General features: G+C 36.4%; 17 protein-coding genes and 1 riboswitch. Of the genes, 1 reads left to right on the forward strand and 16 read right to left on the reverse strand.

What is annotated here, in order from left to right; translation table 11 throughout:
• Positions 1-72 precede the first annotated feature (72 nt).
• The 14 genes from der to QM512_RS04205 all read right to left on the reverse strand — a co-directional run bounded on the left by der (position 73) and on the right by QM512_RS04205 (position 15,482).
• On the reverse strand, positions 73-1,380 hold the full coding sequence (gene der / locus QM512_RS04140; RefSeq protein ID WP_282806257.1) for a ribosome biogenesis GTPase Der: 1,308 nt from the start codon (positions 1,378-1,380) through the stop codon (positions 73-75).
• Between the two features lie 77 nt (positions 1,381-1,457).
• Positions 1,458-2,660 carry a 30S ribosomal protein S1 gene (rpsA, locus tag QM512_RS04145; protein ID WP_282806258.1) on the reverse strand — a complete coding sequence of 401 codons (1,203 nt, stop codon included), beginning with the start codon at positions 2,658-2,660 and terminating at the stop codon, positions 1,458-1,460.
• A gap of 62 nt (positions 2,661-2,722) precedes the next feature.
• Entirely contained in the window at positions 2,723-3,388 is a 666-nt protein-coding gene (cmk, locus tag QM512_RS04150; protein WP_282806259.1) for a (d)CMP kinase, read from the reverse strand.
• A 94-nt stretch (positions 3,389-3,482) separates the two neighbouring features.
• Positions 3,483-4,076, reverse strand: coding sequence for an ECF transporter S component (locus QM512_RS04155; protein ID WP_282806260.1), 594 nt, complete (start codon positions 4,074-4,076; stop codon positions 3,483-3,485).
• 81 nt (positions 4,077-4,157) lie between these two features.
• Positions 4,158-4,268: riboswitch (FMN riboswitch) on the reverse strand.
• Between the two features lie 71 nt (positions 4,269-4,339).
• Complete coding sequence (locus QM512_RS04160; RefSeq protein WP_282806261.1) at positions 4,340-5,077, reverse strand: LysM peptidoglycan-binding domain-containing protein; 738 nt, start codon at positions 5,075-5,077, stop codon at positions 4,340-4,342.
• 61 nt (positions 5,078-5,138) lie between these two features.
• Positions 5,139-5,858 (reverse strand): pseudouridine synthase, encoded by a 720-nt coding sequence (locus tag QM512_RS04165; protein WP_282806262.1) that lies wholly within the window; start codon positions 5,856-5,858, stop codon positions 5,139-5,141.
• Between the two features lies 1 nt (position 5,859).
• On the reverse strand, positions 5,860-6,450 hold the full coding sequence (gene scpB / locus QM512_RS04170) for an SMC-Scp complex subunit ScpB (protein WP_282806263.1): 591 nt from the start codon (positions 6,448-6,450) through the stop codon (positions 5,860-5,862).
• A complete protein-coding gene (locus QM512_RS04175) occupies positions 6,440-7,183 on the reverse strand; it encodes a segregation and condensation protein A (protein ID WP_282806264.1) in 744 nt (247 codons plus the stop codon). The genes scpB and QM512_RS04175 overlap by 11 nt, the downstream gene beginning before the upstream one ends.
• Positions 7,176-7,538 (reverse strand): reductase, encoded by a 363-nt coding sequence (locus QM512_RS04180; protein ID WP_282806265.1) that lies wholly within the window; start codon positions 7,536-7,538, stop codon positions 7,176-7,178. The genes QM512_RS04175 and QM512_RS04180 overlap by 8 nt, the downstream gene beginning before the upstream one ends.
• A gap of 5 nt (positions 7,539-7,543) precedes the next feature.
• The gene (xerD, locus tag QM512_RS04185) at positions 7,544-8,434 is read right to left on the reverse strand and encodes a site-specific tyrosine recombinase XerD (protein ID WP_282806448.1); all 891 of its coding nucleotides are present in this window, start codon (positions 8,432-8,434) and stop codon (positions 7,544-7,546) included.
• Positions 8,424-9,314 carry a CvfB family protein gene (locus QM512_RS04190; protein ID WP_282806266.1) on the reverse strand — a complete coding sequence of 297 codons (891 nt, stop codon included), beginning with the start codon at positions 9,312-9,314 and terminating at the stop codon, positions 8,424-8,426. Before QM512_RS04190 ends, xerD begins: the two co-directional genes overlap by 11 nt.
• Positions 9,315-9,426: 112 nt before the next feature.
• On the reverse strand, positions 9,427-11,196 hold the full coding sequence (gene pyk / locus QM512_RS04195; RefSeq protein ID WP_282806267.1) for a pyruvate kinase: 1,770 nt from the start codon (positions 11,194-11,196) through the stop codon (positions 9,427-9,429).
• 34 nt (positions 11,197-11,230) lie between these two features.
• The gene (gene pfkA / locus QM512_RS04200; protein ID WP_282806268.1) at positions 11,231-12,190 is read right to left on the reverse strand and encodes a 6-phosphofructokinase; all 960 of its coding nucleotides are present in this window, start codon (positions 12,188-12,190) and stop codon (positions 11,231-11,233) included.
• A gap of 175 nt (positions 12,191-12,365) precedes the next feature.
• On the reverse strand, positions 12,366-15,482 hold the full coding sequence (locus QM512_RS04205) for a DNA polymerase III subunit alpha (RefSeq protein ID WP_282806269.1): 3,117 nt from the start codon (positions 15,480-15,482) through the stop codon (positions 12,366-12,368).
• 102 nt (positions 15,483-15,584) lie between these two features.
• Between QM512_RS04205 and QM512_RS04210 the strand changes: the two genes are divergently transcribed.
• Positions 15,585-15,785 (forward strand): YjzD family protein, encoded by a 201-nt coding sequence (locus tag QM512_RS04210; RefSeq protein WP_282806270.1) that lies wholly within the window; start codon positions 15,585-15,587, stop codon positions 15,783-15,785.
• Between the two features lie 66 nt (positions 15,786-15,851).
• On the opposite strand, the gene QM512_RS04215 is transcribed toward QM512_RS04210, so the two are convergent.
• Together QM512_RS04215 and rpmF are read right to left on the reverse strand one after the other, a co-directional pair.
• Positions 15,852-17,417 (reverse strand): bifunctional metallophosphatase/5'-nucleotidase, encoded by a 1,566-nt coding sequence (locus QM512_RS04215; protein WP_282806271.1) that lies wholly within the window; start codon positions 17,415-17,417, stop codon positions 15,852-15,854.
• A 59-nt stretch (positions 17,418-17,476) separates the two neighbouring features.
• A complete protein-coding gene (gene rpmF, locus QM512_RS04220; RefSeq protein ID WP_004894461.1) occupies positions 17,477-17,668 on the reverse strand; it encodes a 50S ribosomal protein L32 in 192 nt (63 codons plus the stop codon).
• Positions 17,669-17,687 lie beyond the last annotated feature (19 nt).

Raw genomic sequence — 17,687 nt, forward strand, 5'->3', positions numbered from 1 at the left:
AAATTAGCACACTAAGACGCTTAGTTGCAAGCTTTTTCGCAGATATATCCTTATTTTTTTGAAATTTAAAGCTTATTTACGTTTTCTAGCTAAGATTTTAATCGGAGTTCCTACAAAATCAAAGTTTTGACGTAACTGATTAATTAAGAATCTTTGATATGAGAAGTGCAATAATTCAGGATCATTTACAAAGACAACAAATGTTGGTGGAGTCACTGCAACTTGCGTCATGTAATAGATTCTTAATCTCTTTCCGTTAACAAGCGGAGTTGGTGTGATTCTTGTCGCTTCAAGAAGCAAGTCATTCAAGACGCTAGACTTAATGCGACGAGTTTGATTATCGTGAACTTCCTTAACCAGTTTCAAGATATTTGGAACTCTTTGACCAGTTTTAGCGGAAACAAAAATAATTGGCGCATAGTCCAAGTATTGGAACTCTTGTCTAATTGTATTTTCAAAATCCTTCATACTTGTACTATCTTTTTTAGGGAGATCCCACTTATTTACGACAATAATTACGCCTCGGCCTGCATCATGAGCATATCCAGCAACGTGCTTATCTTGCTCACGAATTCCTGTGCTAGCGTCTAAAACTAGCAAGGTAATGTCACTTTCTTCAATAGCGCTTATTGCTCTTAAGACAGAATACTTCTCTGTCTTCTCATACACCTTCCCACGACGTCTAATACCAGCCGTATCGACAATAGTATACTTTTGCCCATCATTAGTAAAAGTCGTGTCAATGGCGTCTCTCGTCGTTCCTTCGATGTTAGAAACAATAACACGCTGTTCACCTAAGATAGCATTCACAAGTGAAGACTTACCTACGTTAGGACGACCAATCACACTAAAGCGAATTGAATCATCTTCATGTTGATTAGCTTTATCACCAAACTCACCAACAATGGCATCTAGCAAGTCACCCATTCCAGTTCCGTGACTACCAGAAACAGGAATTGGGTCACCTAGACCTAAACTATAGAAATCATAAATATCAGTTCTTTGTTCAGGATTATCAGCCTTATTAACAGCCAAAATAACTGGCTTCTTAGTTCGATAAAGCATTCTAGCAATTGTTTCGTCCATGTTAGTCATGTGTTGGGTAACATCCCCTAACATCACAATTACATCAGCTTCATCAATCGCGATTTCAGCTTGAGCTTTAATTTGCTCTTCAATTTCACCAGAGTCTAAAGTAATACCACCAGTATCAATTAGGATAAATTCATGGCCCATCCATTCAGCACGGGCATAAATTCTATCTCTGGTAACTCCGGCCTTATCTTCAACAATAGCTACACGAGAATTAATAATTCTGTTAAAAATAGTTGACTTACCAACATTTGGTCGTCCAACTAAAGCAACGATAGGTAATGACATATTATTTCTACCCCTTTCTATTTATCTAAGAAATAAAAAAAGCTGACCGGAGTCAGCTTTTTTTAGACTAATGACGATTAATCCTTATCTTTAAGTTGATCACCAATAATGTCACCTAAAGCAAAACCGTTGTCATTGTCATTCATGTACTTATCAGCTACAGAATCTTGACGACGACGTGGACGTGAGTTGTTTTCACTCTTAGCAGCATTAGGATCAGCTTGCTTGATTGACAATGAGATTCTTCTGTCACTTGGGTCAACACTTAAAACTTTAACTTTAACAGTTTGACCAACCTTTAAAACATCACTTGGCTTATCAACGTGCTTGTTAGCAATTTCTGAAACGTGTACTAAGCCTTGAATTCCATCAGCTACTTCGATGAATGCACCGAATGAAGTCAAAGTCTTAACTTCACCTTCAATGATGTCACCTTCGTGTAAGCCTTCAGTAGCTTCTTCAAATGGGGATGGTAAAGTTTGCTTAATTGACAGGGAGATTCTGTGTCTATCGTCATCAATACCGATAACTTTAACCTTAACATCTTGACCAGCCTTCAAAACATCGCTTGGCTTGTCAACATGCTTGTAAGAAATTTCTGAAATGTGAACTAAACCGTCCACACCACCAACGTCAACAAAGGCACCAAAACCAGTTAAACGTGATACTTTACCTTCAACAGTATCACCTACAACCAATTGTGAAGCAACGTTTTCGAATGCTTCTTCACGTTCTTTTTCGATTAAGTCTTTTCTTGAAAGAATTAATCTGTTCTTGTTAGGATCAATTTCAGTGATCTTCAAGTTCATCTTCTTGCCAATGTAAGGCTTCAAGTCAGAAACGTAACGGTTAGAAATAAGTGATGCTGGTAAGAATCCACGTGTACCAACGTCAACTAATAAACCACCGCGAACAGCACCAGTTACAGTACCTTCAACAGTCTTGCCTTCTTCGAAGACCTTTTCTAATTCTTTGTAAGCTTCTCTTTCCTTCAAACGAGTAACTGAGAAGAAGAATTCACCGTTTTCTTTATCGCCACCAGCTCTTCTAAGAACTAAAGCTTCAAACTTATCACCAGGTTTTACCAATTGGTTCAAATCTGCATTACGGTCGTTAGTGAATTCACGCTTAGTGATTACACCTTCAACACCTGCATTTTCAACACCAACAGCGATTTGACCATCTTCAACACTTAAAACTTCAACGTTAACAATGTTGCCGACTTCAACTCCCTGCATTTCTTTTAGAGCATCTAAGAATTGATTACTATTATCTGTCATAATTACCTCCCAATATCATACTTTATTTTAAAGTACTTGATATCTTTTTTCCACACTTTTGTTTAATTTTTTTGCTTTTTTTGAATTATCTCGCTTATTTTGGCTACAACCTCATCAATTGTTAGGTTTGTCGTATCTAATTCGATCGCATCGGCTGCCTTTTTTAAGGGAGAAATTTTACGGTGAGAATCTTTATAGTCTCGAACTTCAATATCATGTTCAATATCTTTTAAGTCTTGATGGATTCCCTTTTCTTGAAAATCTAAAAAGCGTCTTTTAGCTCTTGATGCAACACTTGCAATTAAGAAAATCTTTACCTCTGCATCTGGTAAAACTGTCGTTCCAATATCACGACCATCCATAATTACATCGTGCTTACCTGCCATCTCACGCTGCAATTCAACCATCTTTTCACGAATTGACTTCAAGGCTGATACTTGCGAAACATTTTCGGTAATTTCCGGTGTTCTAATAGCAATCGATACATCCTTGCCATTTACATAAACCTTTTGTTCACCGTCTTCTTGCTTAAAATCAATTGTGCTCTTGTCAACTAGGTCTAAAATTGCCTTCTCATCCCCATAGTCAACGTGATTGTCGTGTGCAATTAATGTACATGCTCGATACATTGCACCAGTATCGATATAAATATAGCCCAAATTATGTGCGATAATTTTAGCAACTGTACTTTTACCCGCAGATGCAGGACCATCAATAGCTACTTGCATTAAATAATTGAGTCCTTTCTTTTTTCATATAGAATAAATTTTACCACAAAACAAAAAGCAGAAGTCAATCGACTTCTGCCTAAACATAATTCTTTTAGAAATTACGTCTTACGAATTTTTCTAAGACTGGCAATAAAGTCTTAGCTAATAGTAAAACGACAATACTGTTAATTAAACCCTTAATTAAATTGAAAGGAATAATTGCAGAAACAACATAAGTTAAAAGCGATGAATTTAACTTAAAGCCCATTAGGGAAATATACATTGGAGTTAAAACAAAGTAATTAGCTAATGACATCACAACTGTTAAAGCTAATGTTCCTACAACTAAGCCTAAAATTTGGTATTTAACCTTGTCTTCATGCTTTTTACTAATGTAGTAGAAAGGCAAAATATAGGCTAGACTTGCTAGAAATGCTGCTAATTGTCCAATCATTGAAATTGGATTAAAGCCTGAAATAAAAAGGCTCAATAAGGACTTAAATAATGCAATCATGGTTCCGCCCAAAGGGCCAAAAACCAAGGTACTTAGTGCAACTAACGAATCAGAAAAGTCCATCTTTAAGTAATCAAAGCCTGGAATAATTGGTACTTCAATTTTCATAATTAAAAATGCTAATGCACCAATCATTGCCCAAGCGAGCCAATAAGCGAGTCTCACATGACTTAAACTAGTTTTTCTTTGCATGGTATATTTCCTCCATAACATACAAAAGGCCTGTTGCTTCAGCAACAGACCTTATTCATCTAAATCATGTTTAGTTTTTAAGTCTGTCTTCTTCCATCTAGACTTTAACTATCGGTACCTGAGGTTCAACTACATCGTAGCTCGCGGACTCTAACCGCCGGTCGGGAATTTCGCCCTGCCCTGAAGACAACATCCTATTATTTACTTTTTACAAGTAAATAATAATACTTATTAAGTTGATTGTAAACAATATTGTTTGCAATCTATTTTAATTTAATTGATTGACCAATACTAATACTATCAGCTGATTCTAAACCATTAAGTTGCTCTAGGTGATGCACTGAAGTGTTATTTTCACGAGCAATCTTTGATAAAGAGTCACCTTCTTGAACTGTATAAGAACTTGGTGCTCTGTGTTCAGTCTCAGTAGAACTATTTTGCCAAGTATTTTGATTAGTTTGGTAGTTTTGCGTTCCTTGTTGAGTTTGATCCTGAGTAGTGGTTTGACTAGTACTTGACTGGTAAGTCTGCGTACTGCTTTGGCTAGATTCACTACTTTGAGATTGTGATTGACTAGTTACTACTGGCGTTACGTCTTGCGATTGACTTGAAGATTTTCTTTCTTCTTTCTTGCTACTACTCTTAGACTTACTCTTCTTGGATGAGCTACTCTTGCTCTTTTTGCTCTTATGCTTATGAGACTTAGAAGAAGAGCTCTTAGAAACCTTAACACTCTTTTCAGCTAAGTTATTAGAGCTAGAATGCAATTTTGAAGATACAATCGGAATTAAGGCAATCAAAATTATCGCAACAATAATTAAACCTGCCCATAGTTGACTATGGTTAGTACCCTTTGAATTATTTTCTGGTCTGCTAGGAGTTGGTTCAGGCGCAGGCTCTGAATGACGATGATGCATCGCACTTCTAGACGTTGTTGGACGCTCAAAATGCTTGTAAGGGCCCTTAGGTTCTTTATTGTCCTGAGATTTATTTTCCTTCATTCCAAAATCCTCCACAATTTAAGTTTATTAGTTTTATTCTATCATAGCTTTTAAATGAGCGTTAGTCGGCTAAGTGATTTAAACGAAAGACTTCTTCATGGGTTAATTCACGATATTCACCAGAAGTAAGTGACTTCAAAGTCAAAAAGGCATACTTTTCACGAGATAGTTTTTCAACAAAATGATGAACTGCTTCAAACATTCTTTTAACTTGGTGATAGTGGCCTTCATGAATTGTCAATTGTACAATTTGAGTCTTCTTCTTTTCATCAGTCTTTAAGATCTTCAACTTAGCTGGAGCGCTCTTGCGACCATCAATTCGAACTCCATGAGTAAGAGAGCGGATGTCTTCTGGAGAAAGAATCCCCTTAATTTTTGCTACATAAACCTTTGGCACTTCATTGCGTGGGTGCATTAGCTTATTAGCTAACTCCCCATCATTTGTCATTAACAATAAACCAGAGGTGTCATAATCAAGTCGACCAACAGGATATAAACGATATGGTACATCCTCAAAAAAGTCGACCACTGTCTTCCTGCCCTTATCGTCTTTTACAGAAGAAATTACACCACGTGGCTTGTAAAACAAGTAAGTATGGAGTGCTTCTTTTTCAATCGGAACCCCATTTACTTCAATCTTGTCACTTGGTTCAACTTTAGTTCCAAGCTCTGTAATTCTTTTACCATTAACAGTTACTTGCCCAGCCGTAATCATCTTTTCTGCTTTACGTCTTGAAGCAACACCTGCCTGAGCAATTACTTTTTGTAGTCTTTCAGCCATTTTATTCACCTTCATCAAAATTAATTTCTTTATTATTTCTATCATCCTGATCAAACAAGTTAACCGGATTATCATCTGCTTCAAACTCTTCAATCACTGGTAGATCAGCTAAGCTCTCATAGTTGAAGTATTGTAAGAAATAATCTGTTGTCACATACAAATTAGGATGTCCAGGGACGTCTTTTTTACCATCTACCTTAACTAATCCACGCCAAACTAGCGTCTGCAAAGCTCCAGACGAATTCACTCCTCTTAAATCATCAATTTCAACTCGAGTAATTGGCTGCCGATATGCAATAATAGACAGAATTTCAAGTGCTGATTGACTTAGATTCTTTGACAAATCTTTTTGGAAAAATTTAGAAATAACATCCCCGCACTTAGCACTCGTAGTTAACTTGTATGTTTCGTTAATACAAATCAGTTGCAATCCTGAATTTTCGTCATTCCCTAATCGATTCTTTAAATGCCCAGCCAATTCTCTTAAAGCAGATGGAGAAATCTCTAATAATTGCAGCAAACTATCTGTCTCTAAGCCATCATCCCCTGCTGCATATAGTAAGGCTTCTAATTGTGCTTCTTTACTTGCCATTAGTCTCAACTTTCTCTAACTCTAGATCACCAAAGTCTCTGTTTTGCTTTACTAAAATTTTATGATCACGACACAACTCTAAAACTGCTAAAAATAGCCCAATTACTTGATCCAGATCTTGAAAATTTTTAATACAGTTAAAGAAGCTGGTTGATTTTTTGTGATGAAGTCTTTCTTTTAGAAATGTTGTCATTTCTTCAATTGAGGTTTCGTGAACTTCAATTTTACCTACTTGTGGTTTTCTTAACTTAAATCGTTCTAAAACGACTTTAAATGTATTTGCAAGTTCATCACTGGTAATTTCTCCTAAAGGAAGTGGTTCAACCTCTTTTTTAGGAGAAACGGAAGGATCTTTAGCCACTGTAATTGGCATTTCTTCGTCTCTCTTTTTAAAGTATTCCGCAATTCTTTGAAAAACAGAATACTGAACCAATTGCTCAACTAATTCAGCACGCGGATCTTCTTGATACTGATCTTCTTCAATAAAGTCATTTTTTGGAAGTAAATATTGTGACTTAATCCTTAAAAGAGTTGACGCCATCACAAAATACTCGCCAGCAATTTGTAAGTCCAAAGTTTGCCAGCGAGCTAAATTAGCTAGATACTGCCCCGTAATTTTTGCAATTGGAATATCATAGATATCAATCTTCTGCGATCTGATTAAATGCAAAAGTAAATCTAATGGTCCCGTAAAGTTAGGAAGATCTAAAGTTAATTCGTCAACGTTATTCATCGGTTTTCTTTTCCTTTAAATAATTTAATAGAAAGGCCCAATCAGGCAAAGCAGTAATCATTTTATCAGGATAAAGATGCTTTAAATCATTCATTATTAATTGTTCTGTTTCTTGGTCTCGCATAGTTGGATCAAGAGACAAATAACGAATAATAATAAAATCTTTCTCTTCTTGGATACCAATAATTCCTCTTGCATTACCTTTTTGCTTATAAATAAGAACTTCAAACTGATTAGAGTCGCTAGTGTACAGCTTCATTTCTTCCTGTAAGTTCTTAATATTTTTAAAATCTGGAAGATAAGACAAATATCCCATCACAGTTTTTTCGTAATCTTTTTTATATTTGCTGATCATAATAGTTAGGCACGTGGATGTGCTTGATTATAAACCTCCAAAATATGTTTCTGCGTCAGATTAGTATAGATCTGCGTAGTAGTAATATCACTATGTCCCAAAATTTCTTGGACCACACGTAGATCTGCCCCATTTTCTAGCAGATGCGTAGCAAAAGTATGTCTAAGCGTATGCGGTGTTACATTTTTTGTTATTCCAATAATTTGGCAATACTTTTTAATCTTTTGCCAAACAGCCTGCCTTGTCAATTGATGACCATGATTATTCAGAAAAATCACGTCAGTAAATTGACCGCTTTTTAAAACTTGCGCATCTCTGACATCTTTTTGATACTTTTCTAGCCATGATAACGCAACTTCAGTAATTGGCACAAGTCGTTCTTTCGAACCTTTACCAAGAACTCTAATAATTTTCAAATCAGCGTGAATATCACCAGTTTTCAAATTTATTAGTTCGCTAACCCGCATACCAGTTGCATAGAGGACTTCTAACATCGCCCGATCTCTGATTCCTAATGGAGTTGTCGTGTCAGGAGCAGCGAGAAGTTTGTCAACTTCTTCCTCGCTCAAAGCAGTTGGTAATCTACGCTCACTTTTTGGTGAATCAATTTTCACTAAGGGATCACGTTCAATTATATCTTGTCTTAAAAGCCATTGATAGAATTTCCGCAAGCTTGAAATCATTCGACTAATTGAAGTAGTCGCCTTCCCCTTGTCTTTTTGAGTAGCAAGAAAGGCATCGACAACTAAATAATCAACTTCCCAGCTTGTTTCATTTTCATCTTGTAAGTAATTTAGGTATTCTTCTAAATCAGTCCGGTAGGAAATAATCGTATTAGGACTTAATCCGCGTTCTACCTGACTAAACCGTAAATAATCCTCCAAATTATCCTTCATCATCTGCGTCTGCATCTTTTTCTACCAAACTAATTGTTCCAGCATCCTTATCTTCAGTAATTAATCCATTTTTCAATAAGTGACCTAGAGCACGCTTAAAGGCTGACTTGGAAATTCCAAAGTGATTCTTAATTTCTTGAGCATCACTCTTATCATAAAATGGCAAAGTCTTAGTAGCTTCACGACGTAAACTTACTAAAATCATTTGAGCATCATCATCAATCTCTTCAAATGCACGAGGTAGAACACTCAAATTCAATCTACCATATTGACTAACTCCAATCACGCGAGCCTTAATTTTTTGACCTATACGTAAAGGACGGAACATTTCTGACTTATGGACAAAGGCTAAATAATATTGATCAGTAATTACAAAAGAACCAACTTCATAGTTTCGATAAACTGTTCCTGACATATTCTTATTTTCTAGATGTGCAGGAAAATTAGCAGCTAATTGTTCAAATACATCTTCTTCTGCCATTTTAGCCCAAATACGTTCTTTATCATCAGTTTCAAGCCGTACGAGTAAACGATCATCTTTCTTTGGCCATTGATCCTTTTCAAGGGGAAGATCATCTAAAGAAACAACGACATCTTTGTCATTTAAACCAATGTCTAAGAATACACCAAGGTCACGACGTACTTCAGTTACTGTAGCCCAACCGTATTGGTCCTTTTGAGCAAAAGGATAAAATTGCGTCATTTCCTTCTTTTTATCTTTATTTTCATAAATAAAGCCTTGTACTTCATCGCCTAAATGGATTGGTTCATCTTGCGTAATTTCAATTTTTTTCAGTTCAAAAGTTACGCCATCAACTTGTACATAAAAAGCAGATTCATTTTCATCAGTAACTTTTCCTTTTCTTATTTCACCTAACATATTAGTGCCTCAATCCTTTTAAATTGTCTGTCATCTTATAGTATAAGGAAAAAAAGACAAAAATAAAATAGCCAGCTTTCGCTGACTATTTTAATAAGCTATTTAATTCAGATTAAAGGTTAGTTGCTTCACCTTGGTAAACAGCACCACGACGAGCATCAACAGTAATCTTAGAACCATCCTTGATCTTTTCTACTGCATCAGTAGCACCAACGATAACTGGGATACCAAGTGAAAGACCAACAACAGCTGCGTGGCTAGTTAAACCTGAAGCTTCAACTACCATACCTGAAGCCTTCTTGATTGCTGGTAAGTAATCCTTATCAGTAGTCTTAGCAACTAAGATGTCACCATCTTGAACTTTGTTGTTAGCTTCTTCAGCAGAAGTTGCAACTACAGCTTTACCAATAACTGATTGTTCACCAACGCCTAAACCTTTAACAAGTTGGGTACCGATTAATTGTAACTTCATCAAGTTAGTAGTACCAGTTTCACCCAAAGGAACACCAGCAACGATAATTACTAAGTCGCCGTCTTTTGCAAGACCAGTTTCTTTAGCAAGTTCTGCTGCCTTGTCAAACATTTCTTCAGTAGTCTTAGGCTTTTCAACCAACATTGGCTTTACACCCCAAACAACACCTAATGAGTGTTCAATCTTTTCGTTGAATGTCATTGCGATGATGTCAGCGTTTGGACGGTACTTAGAAATCATACGTGCAGTGTAACCAGATTCAGTTGCTGCGATGATAGTCTTAACGCCCAATTCTTCAGCAGTTCTAACAACTGATTCACCAATAGCTTCAGTAACGTTTGAACCCTTGTATTCTTCAAATCTTTGAAGAGCTAACTTGTTACGCTTAGCAAGTTGCTTTTCAGTACGCATGTCAATTTCAGCCATAGCCTTAACAGCTTTAACTGGGTAAAGACCGTTAGCAGATTCACCTGAAAGCATAGTTGCGTCAGTACCATCAAGAACAGCGTTAGCAACGTCAGTAACTTCGGCACGAGTTGGACGTGGATTTTCTTGCATTGAGTCAAGCATTTGAGTAGCAGTAATAACTGGCTTACCTAATGCGTTACATCTTCTGATTAATTCCTTTTGTACAAATGGAACATTGATAAATGGAATTTCAACACCCATGTCACCACGAGCAACCATTAAACCATCAGAAACCTTTAAGATTTCGTCGATGTTGTCAATACCTTCTTGTGATTCAATCTTAGGGAAGATCTTTACGTATTCACAATGTGCTTCTTCAAGCAATTGACGAATGTCAAGAACATCTTGTGCTTTACGAACGAATGAAGCAAAGATAAAGTTGATACCTTCCTTTAAACCGAACTTAATATCGTTAGTATCTTTTTCAGTGATACCTGGGAGGCGAATTTCAACACCAGGAGCGTTAACACCCTTCTTAGAACCAATTAAACCAGTGTTTTGAGCTTCACAAACTAATTCTCTCTTAGCATCGTCTTTGTCTTTAATCAAAAGGTCAACTAAACCATCATCGATTAATACGTGACCACCAACGTGGGTATCATCGTAAAGACCATCGTAGGTAACGTGGATCATGTCCTTGTTACCCTTCTTAGTGTCGTCCATAGAAATACGGATAGTGTCACCAGTGTTAATAGTGAACTTGCCGCCTTCTTGTTCAGTAGTTCTAATTTCGGCACCCTTAGTATCAAGTGCAATGCCAAGAAGTTTACCAGTCTTCTTTTCAACTTCACGAACCATGTTCATACGTGCACGGTGTTCATCATGGTCACCATGTGAGAAGTTGAAACGGAATACGTTTGCGCCTGCTTCAGCTAATTTAGTAATAGTCTCAACATCATTTGAGGCTGGCCCTAAAGTACTAACAATTTTAGTTTTCTTCATCTTGAAAAAATCTCCTATAATACAAAATCAAAAACTACTTGGCTAAGTCTTTGTTTAATGAGTATAACGCATAATTACCGTGGTGTTTTGCATCAAACAAATCAAGAATATCATGGTGAGTAAGCTTGTTGTTTTCAATACCAACAGCTAAGCCGCCTTTACCTTCAAGTAATAACTTAACAGCATAAGCACCCATTTCACTTGCTAACACACGATCACGTGTTGTTGGGCTTCCGCCACGTTGCATGTGACCCAATACGTTAGCACGAGCGTCAAAGTCGCCATACTTAAGAAGTTCATCCTTAAATTTTTCAGCGTCCATAACACCTTCAGCTAAAACAACAATTCCATGCTTCTTGCCATTAGCAAATCCTTGCTTCAAGTTTTCAGCAATTTCCTTAATGTCATAAGGTTCTTCTGGAATAACAATTGCATCTGCACCGGTAGCAACACCAACGTGCATTGCGATATCTCCACAATCACGACCCATAACATTAACAACAAATACACGTTGGTGACTTGTTGCAGTATCACGAATCTTATCAATGGCATCCATTGCAGTATTACATGCAGTGTCAAAACCAATTGTGAAATCAGTGTAAGGAATATCGTTGTCAATTGAACCAGGAAGACCAATAGCATTATAGCCATGTCTTGTAAGCTTCAATGCACCGTGGTAAGAACCGTCACCACCGATAACAACTAAAGCATCGATTCCATGTTTCTTTAATTGTTCGATTCCCTTAAGTTGAACTTCTTCTTCCTTAAATTCGGGGAAACGAGCTGAATAAAGAAAGGTACCGCCGCGGCTAATCTTGTCCGCAACTGTTTCAGAAGTCATTTGGAAAATATCACCAGCAACTAAACCAGCGTATCCATAACGAATTCCGCAAACTTCGATACCGTTTGCCAAAGCTGTACGAGTGACAGCTCTAATGGCAGCGTTCATACCAGGGGCATCTCCACCACTAGTTAAAATACCAATCCGTTTCATGAATTCACCTCTACGATTTTCTGTGTTTTACTCACATCGATTTTATCGTACCATTTTTTTAACTCATTGTCTTCAAAAAAAAGCCTATTTTTTTCTTTAATAATTACCGTTAAATAAATGTTTTCGCTTTCAATCCTATTAGGATCTACTTTACTTAGTTTTACAAGTTTTTTCATTAATCTTTGAAATTAACCTGACGAGCATTAGATAGTAAAAATTGCGTCTTAGTGGGAGTAAAACGATCACTTTGCGTTTTTACTTGAAGCAAATAAATCTCGCCAATTTTCAAGTTTTCCTCTAACCTTTCCCAAACTTGAGGGAAAATCGTAAAGTCTTTTTCACCGCTACTATCGCTAAAGACAGCAAAAGCCATGCTATCTCCTTTTTTAGTAGTAATTTGCTTCACTTTCATTAATTTTCCAACCGCAATTCCCTGTTCATTATTTTCAAAAGCCTGCAATCTTTTAGCATTATACTTTCTAGCATATTTCTGTACAGCAATTATTGGATTAATGCCCGTACTAAAACCCATCGCTTCAACTTCCATTGCTGATTTTTCAGCTGGAGTCGGCATTTTTTCTTCTTCTACTTTTGGCTCTAGCGTTTCAAACAAAGATAAGTTAGATCCAGCCATTTTTACGCTTTCAACTAAGTCTTTATTTATATTTAAGAGTTCATTTCGGTTAGGAGATAATCGATCAAATGCTCCAGCCTTAATCAAGTTAGCGATAGAGTCAGCACTTAACAAGTTATTATCGATTTTCCAAAGAAAATCCGTCATCGACTTAATTGGACGTTTGATTTCTAATATTTGCTTTAGTAAATCACTTCTTAAACCCCGAATTGCTCTTAAACCGACTAAAATTTTGCCATCTTCTATCGAAAAATCTGCCTTACTCTTCTCAATATCCGGTGCTAAAATCTTGATCCCCGCTTCTTGCGCCTGCATTAAATACTGAGCGATCTTATTTCGATTGCCCAGATTGCTATTTAAAAGTGCAAGGTAGAAAGCTGCTGGATAATGAACTTTAAAGTAAGCAAGCCAAAATGCAATTTTACTATAAGCAACAGCGTGCGACCTGTTAAAACCATAATTAGCAAATTGAGCAATATAATCATAAACTTTTTCAGCTGTTTCTTTCCTTCGTCCCAGCTTAATTGCACCTTGTACGAATTTTTCTCGTTCTTTTTGAATTACGTCCGCATTTTTCTTAGACATCGCACGTCTTAAAAGATCAGCTTCCCCTAAAGTAAAACCTGCTAAAACTTGGGCTGTTTGCATAACCTGCTCTTGATAAACAAGGACCCCATAAGTCGGTCCTAGAATTTTCTTTAAACTAGGGTCTGGATATTGAACTCTTTCATTTCCATGCTTTCTATTAATGAAATGGTCAATGTTATTAATTGGACCTGGACGATATAAGGCATTCACGGCAACAATATCTTCAAAGCTATCTGGATGGAGCTTCTCAAGAACATGTTTGATACCATCAGATTCAAATTGGAAAACTGCGTCTGTGTCGCCGCGTTGAAACAAGGCAAGTGTTTCTTGATCATTCAGAGGAATTTTATTTGGATCAATTACTATTCCTTCATCCCTCAAAGCAGCCATTACATTCCCTAAAATTGTTAAGTTTCTTAAACCTAAAAAGTCAATCTTAAGTAACCCTAAAGATTCAACATTTAACTTAGTCTGTTGAGTTACGGGAATTCCTAAAGGACCGGCTTGTAAACCAACAATTTCAGCTAATGAATCATCTGTAATTACTAATCCTGCGGCATGGATTGAATAGTGTCTTGGTATATTTTCTAAGTGCTTTGCAGTAGCAAATAGAATTTTACTAAAAGAGTTCGTATTAACTAAAAGCTGCAACTCTTTTGAATTTTGATAAGCTTCAGCTAAAGTGATTTTCCCCTTAGTATGCGGAATTGCATCTAGCCAGCGATAGGTTTCGACCTTATTTAAACCAAAAACACGACAAACATCTCTTACGACTTGCTTGGCTGCTAATGTACCAAACGTTAAAATTTGTGCTGCATGATTCATCCCATACTTTTCAAACATGTACTTAATTACTTCATCCCGTCGGTTATCAGGAATATCTAAGTCAATATCAGGCATTTGCTGCCGAGCCGGATTTAAGAACCGCTCAAAAAGTAAATTGTATTCTATTGGATCTACTTCGGTGATTTTCAAAGCATATGAAACAAGAGACCCAGCTGCAGACCCTCTACCTGGTCCAGTCGTAATATGTACACTATGTGCAAAATTCATTACATCCCAAACAATAAGAAAATAATCATCAAATCCCATTTCGTTGATTACTTTTAACTCATAATCTAACCGTTCTTGATATTTGGCAGGAATTTGTCCATTAAATCTCTTGGCAAGCCCATTCTGTGCTAAAGAGTGCAAATACTCTTTTGAAGTTGGAAACTTATTTTGCTTAAACTTGGGTAGTTGCGGATCCTGAAAAGTAATTTTGGCATTGCAGCTTGCGCCTATTTCTCCTGCATTTTTTAGCGCATCTTCAATTCCAAACTTACGATAATTAACCTGCAATTCTTCGCTAGTCTTTAAATAATGCGAACCTGCTTGTTTAGCTAATTGTTCGACATTTTCTAAATGAGTATTGCTCTTAATTGCTTGTAAAGTTCGTCTTAAAAATTGTTCATTTCGATTAAGATATTGTCCATCCTCAACTGCTGCTAAAGATAGGTCAAATTGAGTCGACAACGAGCGCATATAATTTATATATTCTCGCTGCTCTTGATCAGCGTAAACGCCAAGGTAGACGGATGAAGATGTAGGGACAGTTTCATTAAGTTTACGAACATAGTTAGCTCCCATTTTAGGATTATTAGTCTGAAGCATTTTAAGTTCGCTGTGTAAATTGCTAGGAGTCACAATAACTAAATGACCAAGATATTTTTTCAACTCTTCAAAAGTTAAAATATTATCCTTTTCACCATTTTCCGTTAAAAGATTGACCGCACTTGATAAGCGCAAAATATTTTTGTAGCCCTGATCATCTTTAGCAATAACAATTAAATCATATTTGTTAGCTTGATCAATTAAACCGTTAATTCTTAATTGCATGCCTAACAAAGGCTTAATTCCAGCCTCTTTAGCTGCTTTATAAAAGTCAACCAAACCATAGGTAATATTAATATCGGTTAAGGCAAGTGCAGAATACCCCTTTTTCTTAGCATTTTCAGCTAAATTTTTAACTTTAGTTGGACTCTCAAGTAACGTAAAGCTACTAAGGTTTTGCAAACTAACTGCTCCCATATGTTCACCCTTTCTAATAGTTTAAGTATAGCAAATTCTCTCTACTTCGCTTGCGAAAACCTCTTATTTTTGCTAAGATACCTAGCGAAAGAAGGAGAGATTATGCGCTACATTATTACAATGATTTGGTCATGCATTTTTTGCGAAGTTATCGGTTTTATTGCTGCATCCTTAACTCAGATGCAATTTAATCCTATGCAATCTTTGATTATTGGCGCAGTCTTTGGCTTGCTATTCGCAATTATTATTCCCGCCATTACTGCTAAAAGTTACAAGGATAAAAGTAAGTACAACAAACTTTAATTGAACTAAATTTGAATATTTTAAAAAGCTGTTTCATCACGAAACAGCTTTTTTTTGATGTCTTAATTAATAAAATTTGTAGTTCTTACTTGTATCGACTTTGATATCGCCATGAGTAAGATATTCACTAAACATTTGAACGTAATCTTGATCAAATATCTTCTCAATTTTATCCATGCTATAAGCTGGATAAAAACCACCACCTAATGCGCGGTAATTATTAACAGCTAGCTTGTACACCTTATCATCTTCAATGTCTTTTCCATCTAAAGTTACTTTAGTTAGACGATGACCTACTGGCTTAGAAAGATCAGCCTCATATTTTACCGGGTAGAAAAGATCAAAATGATATAGCATTGGCTTTGGCGTAATCCAGCGATCGATAAACTTAATCTTGCCGTCTTTATCTTTTTCTAAGAAACCAGCAGAATATTCAATAATTTCTTTCAATTCTTTGCCAGTTAAGTTAACAATACAGAGCTGGTTTGCATATGGATAATTGAGCAACACTTCTCTCATTGTCACATTTTTTGAAAATCCATGAGCAGATTCAGACATAATTGCTGTTGCTGAAACATCTGCTCCAGTAAACCAAAGCTGCATTTGTTGAATAAGGTTAATGAAAGGTGCGCCTTCAATTCTACCCTTAATTGCATCTTTAATTGGCGCAGGTTCAGATAAATGAGCAATTGGCTGATCTAGCCACTTTTGTGTTTCTTCGTCCAAGCTTTTAACGATCTTTTCAATTGCAGGATCAGGAGCGTAGTCTTTACTATCAATCAGTTCGGTAGTCATATCATTAATTTGGACTTTACCATCTTTATCCTTGTCAAAGTCAATTACTACCTTACCTACTGCTTCTCCGCGATAGCCTGGTTGAACAATTGCTGTATCACGAGTAACCAAATTTAAGCGACGGTGCTGATGACCAGTTAAGAAAACATCAATTTCTGGAATTTCAGTTAAGATCTTATAGCCTTCATTTTCGCCTGTATGAGGTTCTGTTGCTTCTCCAGTCAATGGATCACTTTCAAAGCCCCCATGATACATAGCACAAAGAATATCAACTTGTGGGCGCAATTTTTTAGCTAATTTAGAAAGCACATCATAGCCAGAAACAAACTTTAATCCTTTAATATGCTCTTCTGATTCCCAATGAGAAATATACTGAGTAGTAATTCCCATAATACCAATTTTTAAACCAGCCTTTTCAATAATGGTATATTCTTTACCAAAAAAAGGTACGTTAGTTTCTGCGTCTAAGACATTATCGTTAATAAATGGAGCACGATTATTATCAACATAGTAAGATAAATAATCTAAGCCGTAATTAAAATCGTGATTACCTAATGCGCGTGCATCATAACCAACTTCATTGTAAGCTTCAGTGAACTTACGTAAGCCCTCATCCTCGGGAAGTTTTTGTGTAAAGCTAGCTAAAGGAGAACCTTGTAAACAATCTCCACTATCAGTAACTAGAACATTCTCAGCACCATATTTTTCTTTTTCACTTTTCACAACGCTACTTACACGACTAAGAGAAATTGGAGCATCGTAGTTGTCTTTATCTTGATAATCAGTTGGCATTAAAAAGCCATGCGTATCACTTGAATGTAAAATAACTAGTTTCATTAATCCTTATTCCTTTAATCAAAATTTATATAAAAAAAGACACCCCAGGGTGTCTTTAATTAATCGTTGTTTTGTTGCTTGTTTTCGTTAGCAACTTGACGGCCTTTGTAAAAGCCCTTTGGTGAAACGCGGTGGCTTAAACGGTATTCACCAGTAGTAGCATCGTAATGCATTGCTGGTGTGGTTAATTTAATATGACCACGACGTGAACGTTTCTTTTGCTTAGAAGTTTTTCTTGCAGGAACTGCCATTAGTTAGATCTCCTTTTTT

Origin of the sequence: Lactobacillus isalae (genome assembly GCF_947539375.1) — a bacterium.
Classification (GTDB): domain Bacteria; phylum Bacillota; class Bacilli; order Lactobacillales; family Lactobacillaceae; genus Lactobacillus; species Lactobacillus isalae.

Bases quoted from the DNA above. Each gene is read 5' to 3' on its own strand.
- der (WP_282806257.1), bottom strand. From the start codon at position 1,380: ATGTCATTACCTATCGTTGCTTTAGTTGGACGACCAAATGTTGGTAAG.
- xerD (WP_282806448.1), bottom strand. From the start codon at position 8,434: ATGAAGGATAATTTGGAGGATTATTTACGGTTTAGTCAGGTAGAACGC.
- QM512_RS04155 (WP_282806260.1), bottom strand. From the start codon at position 4,076: ATGCAAAGAAAAACTAGTTTAAGTCATGTGAGACTCGCTTATTGGCTC.
- scpB (WP_282806263.1), bottom strand. From the start codon at position 6,450: ATGGCAAGTAAAGAAGCACAATTAGAAGCCTTACTATATGCAGCAGGG.
- rpsA (WP_282806258.1), bottom strand. From the start codon at position 2,660: ATGACAGATAATAGTAATCAATTCTTAGATGCTCTAAAAGAAATGCAG.
- pfkA (WP_282806268.1), bottom strand. From the start codon at position 12,190: ATGAAACGGATTGGTATTTTAACTAGTGGTGGAGATGCCCCTGGTATG.
- QM512_RS04215 (WP_282806271.1), bottom strand. From the start codon at position 17,417: ATGAAACTAGTTATTTTACATTCAAGTGATACGCATGGCTTTTTAATG.
- QM512_RS04190 (WP_282806266.1), bottom strand. From the start codon at position 9,314: ATGTTAGGTGAAATAAGAAAAGGAAAAGTTACTGATGAAAATGAATCT.
- QM512_RS04175 (WP_282806264.1), bottom strand. From the start codon at position 7,183: ATGAATAACGTTGACGAATTAACTTTAGATCTTCCTAACTTTACGGGA.
- QM512_RS04210 (WP_282806270.1), top strand. From the start codon at position 15,585: ATGCGCTACATTATTACAATGATTTGGTCATGCATTTTTTGCGAAGTT.
- QM512_RS04160 (WP_282806261.1), bottom strand. From the start codon at position 5,077: ATGAAGGAAAATAAATCTCAGGACAATAAAGAACCTAAGGGCCCTTAC.
- rpmF (WP_004894461.1), bottom strand. From the start codon at position 17,668: ATGGCAGTTCCTGCAAGAAAAACTTCTAAGCAAAAGAAACGTTCACGT.
- QM512_RS04165 (WP_282806262.1), bottom strand. From the start codon at position 5,858: ATGGCTGAAAGACTACAAAAAGTAATTGCTCAGGCAGGTGTTGCTTCA.
- pyk (WP_282806267.1), bottom strand. From the start codon at position 11,196: ATGAAGAAAACTAAAATTGTTAGTACTTTAGGGCCAGCCTCAAATGAT.
- QM512_RS04205 (WP_282806269.1), bottom strand. From the start codon at position 15,482: ATGGGAGCAGTTAGTTTGCAAAACCTTAGTAGCTTTACGTTACTTGAG.
- cmk (WP_282806259.1), bottom strand. From the start codon at position 3,388: ATGCAAGTAGCTATTGATGGTCCTGCATCTGCGGGTAAAAGTACAGTT.
- QM512_RS04180 (WP_282806265.1), bottom strand. From the start codon at position 7,538: ATGATCAGCAAATATAAAAAAGATTACGAAAAAACTGTGATGGGATAT.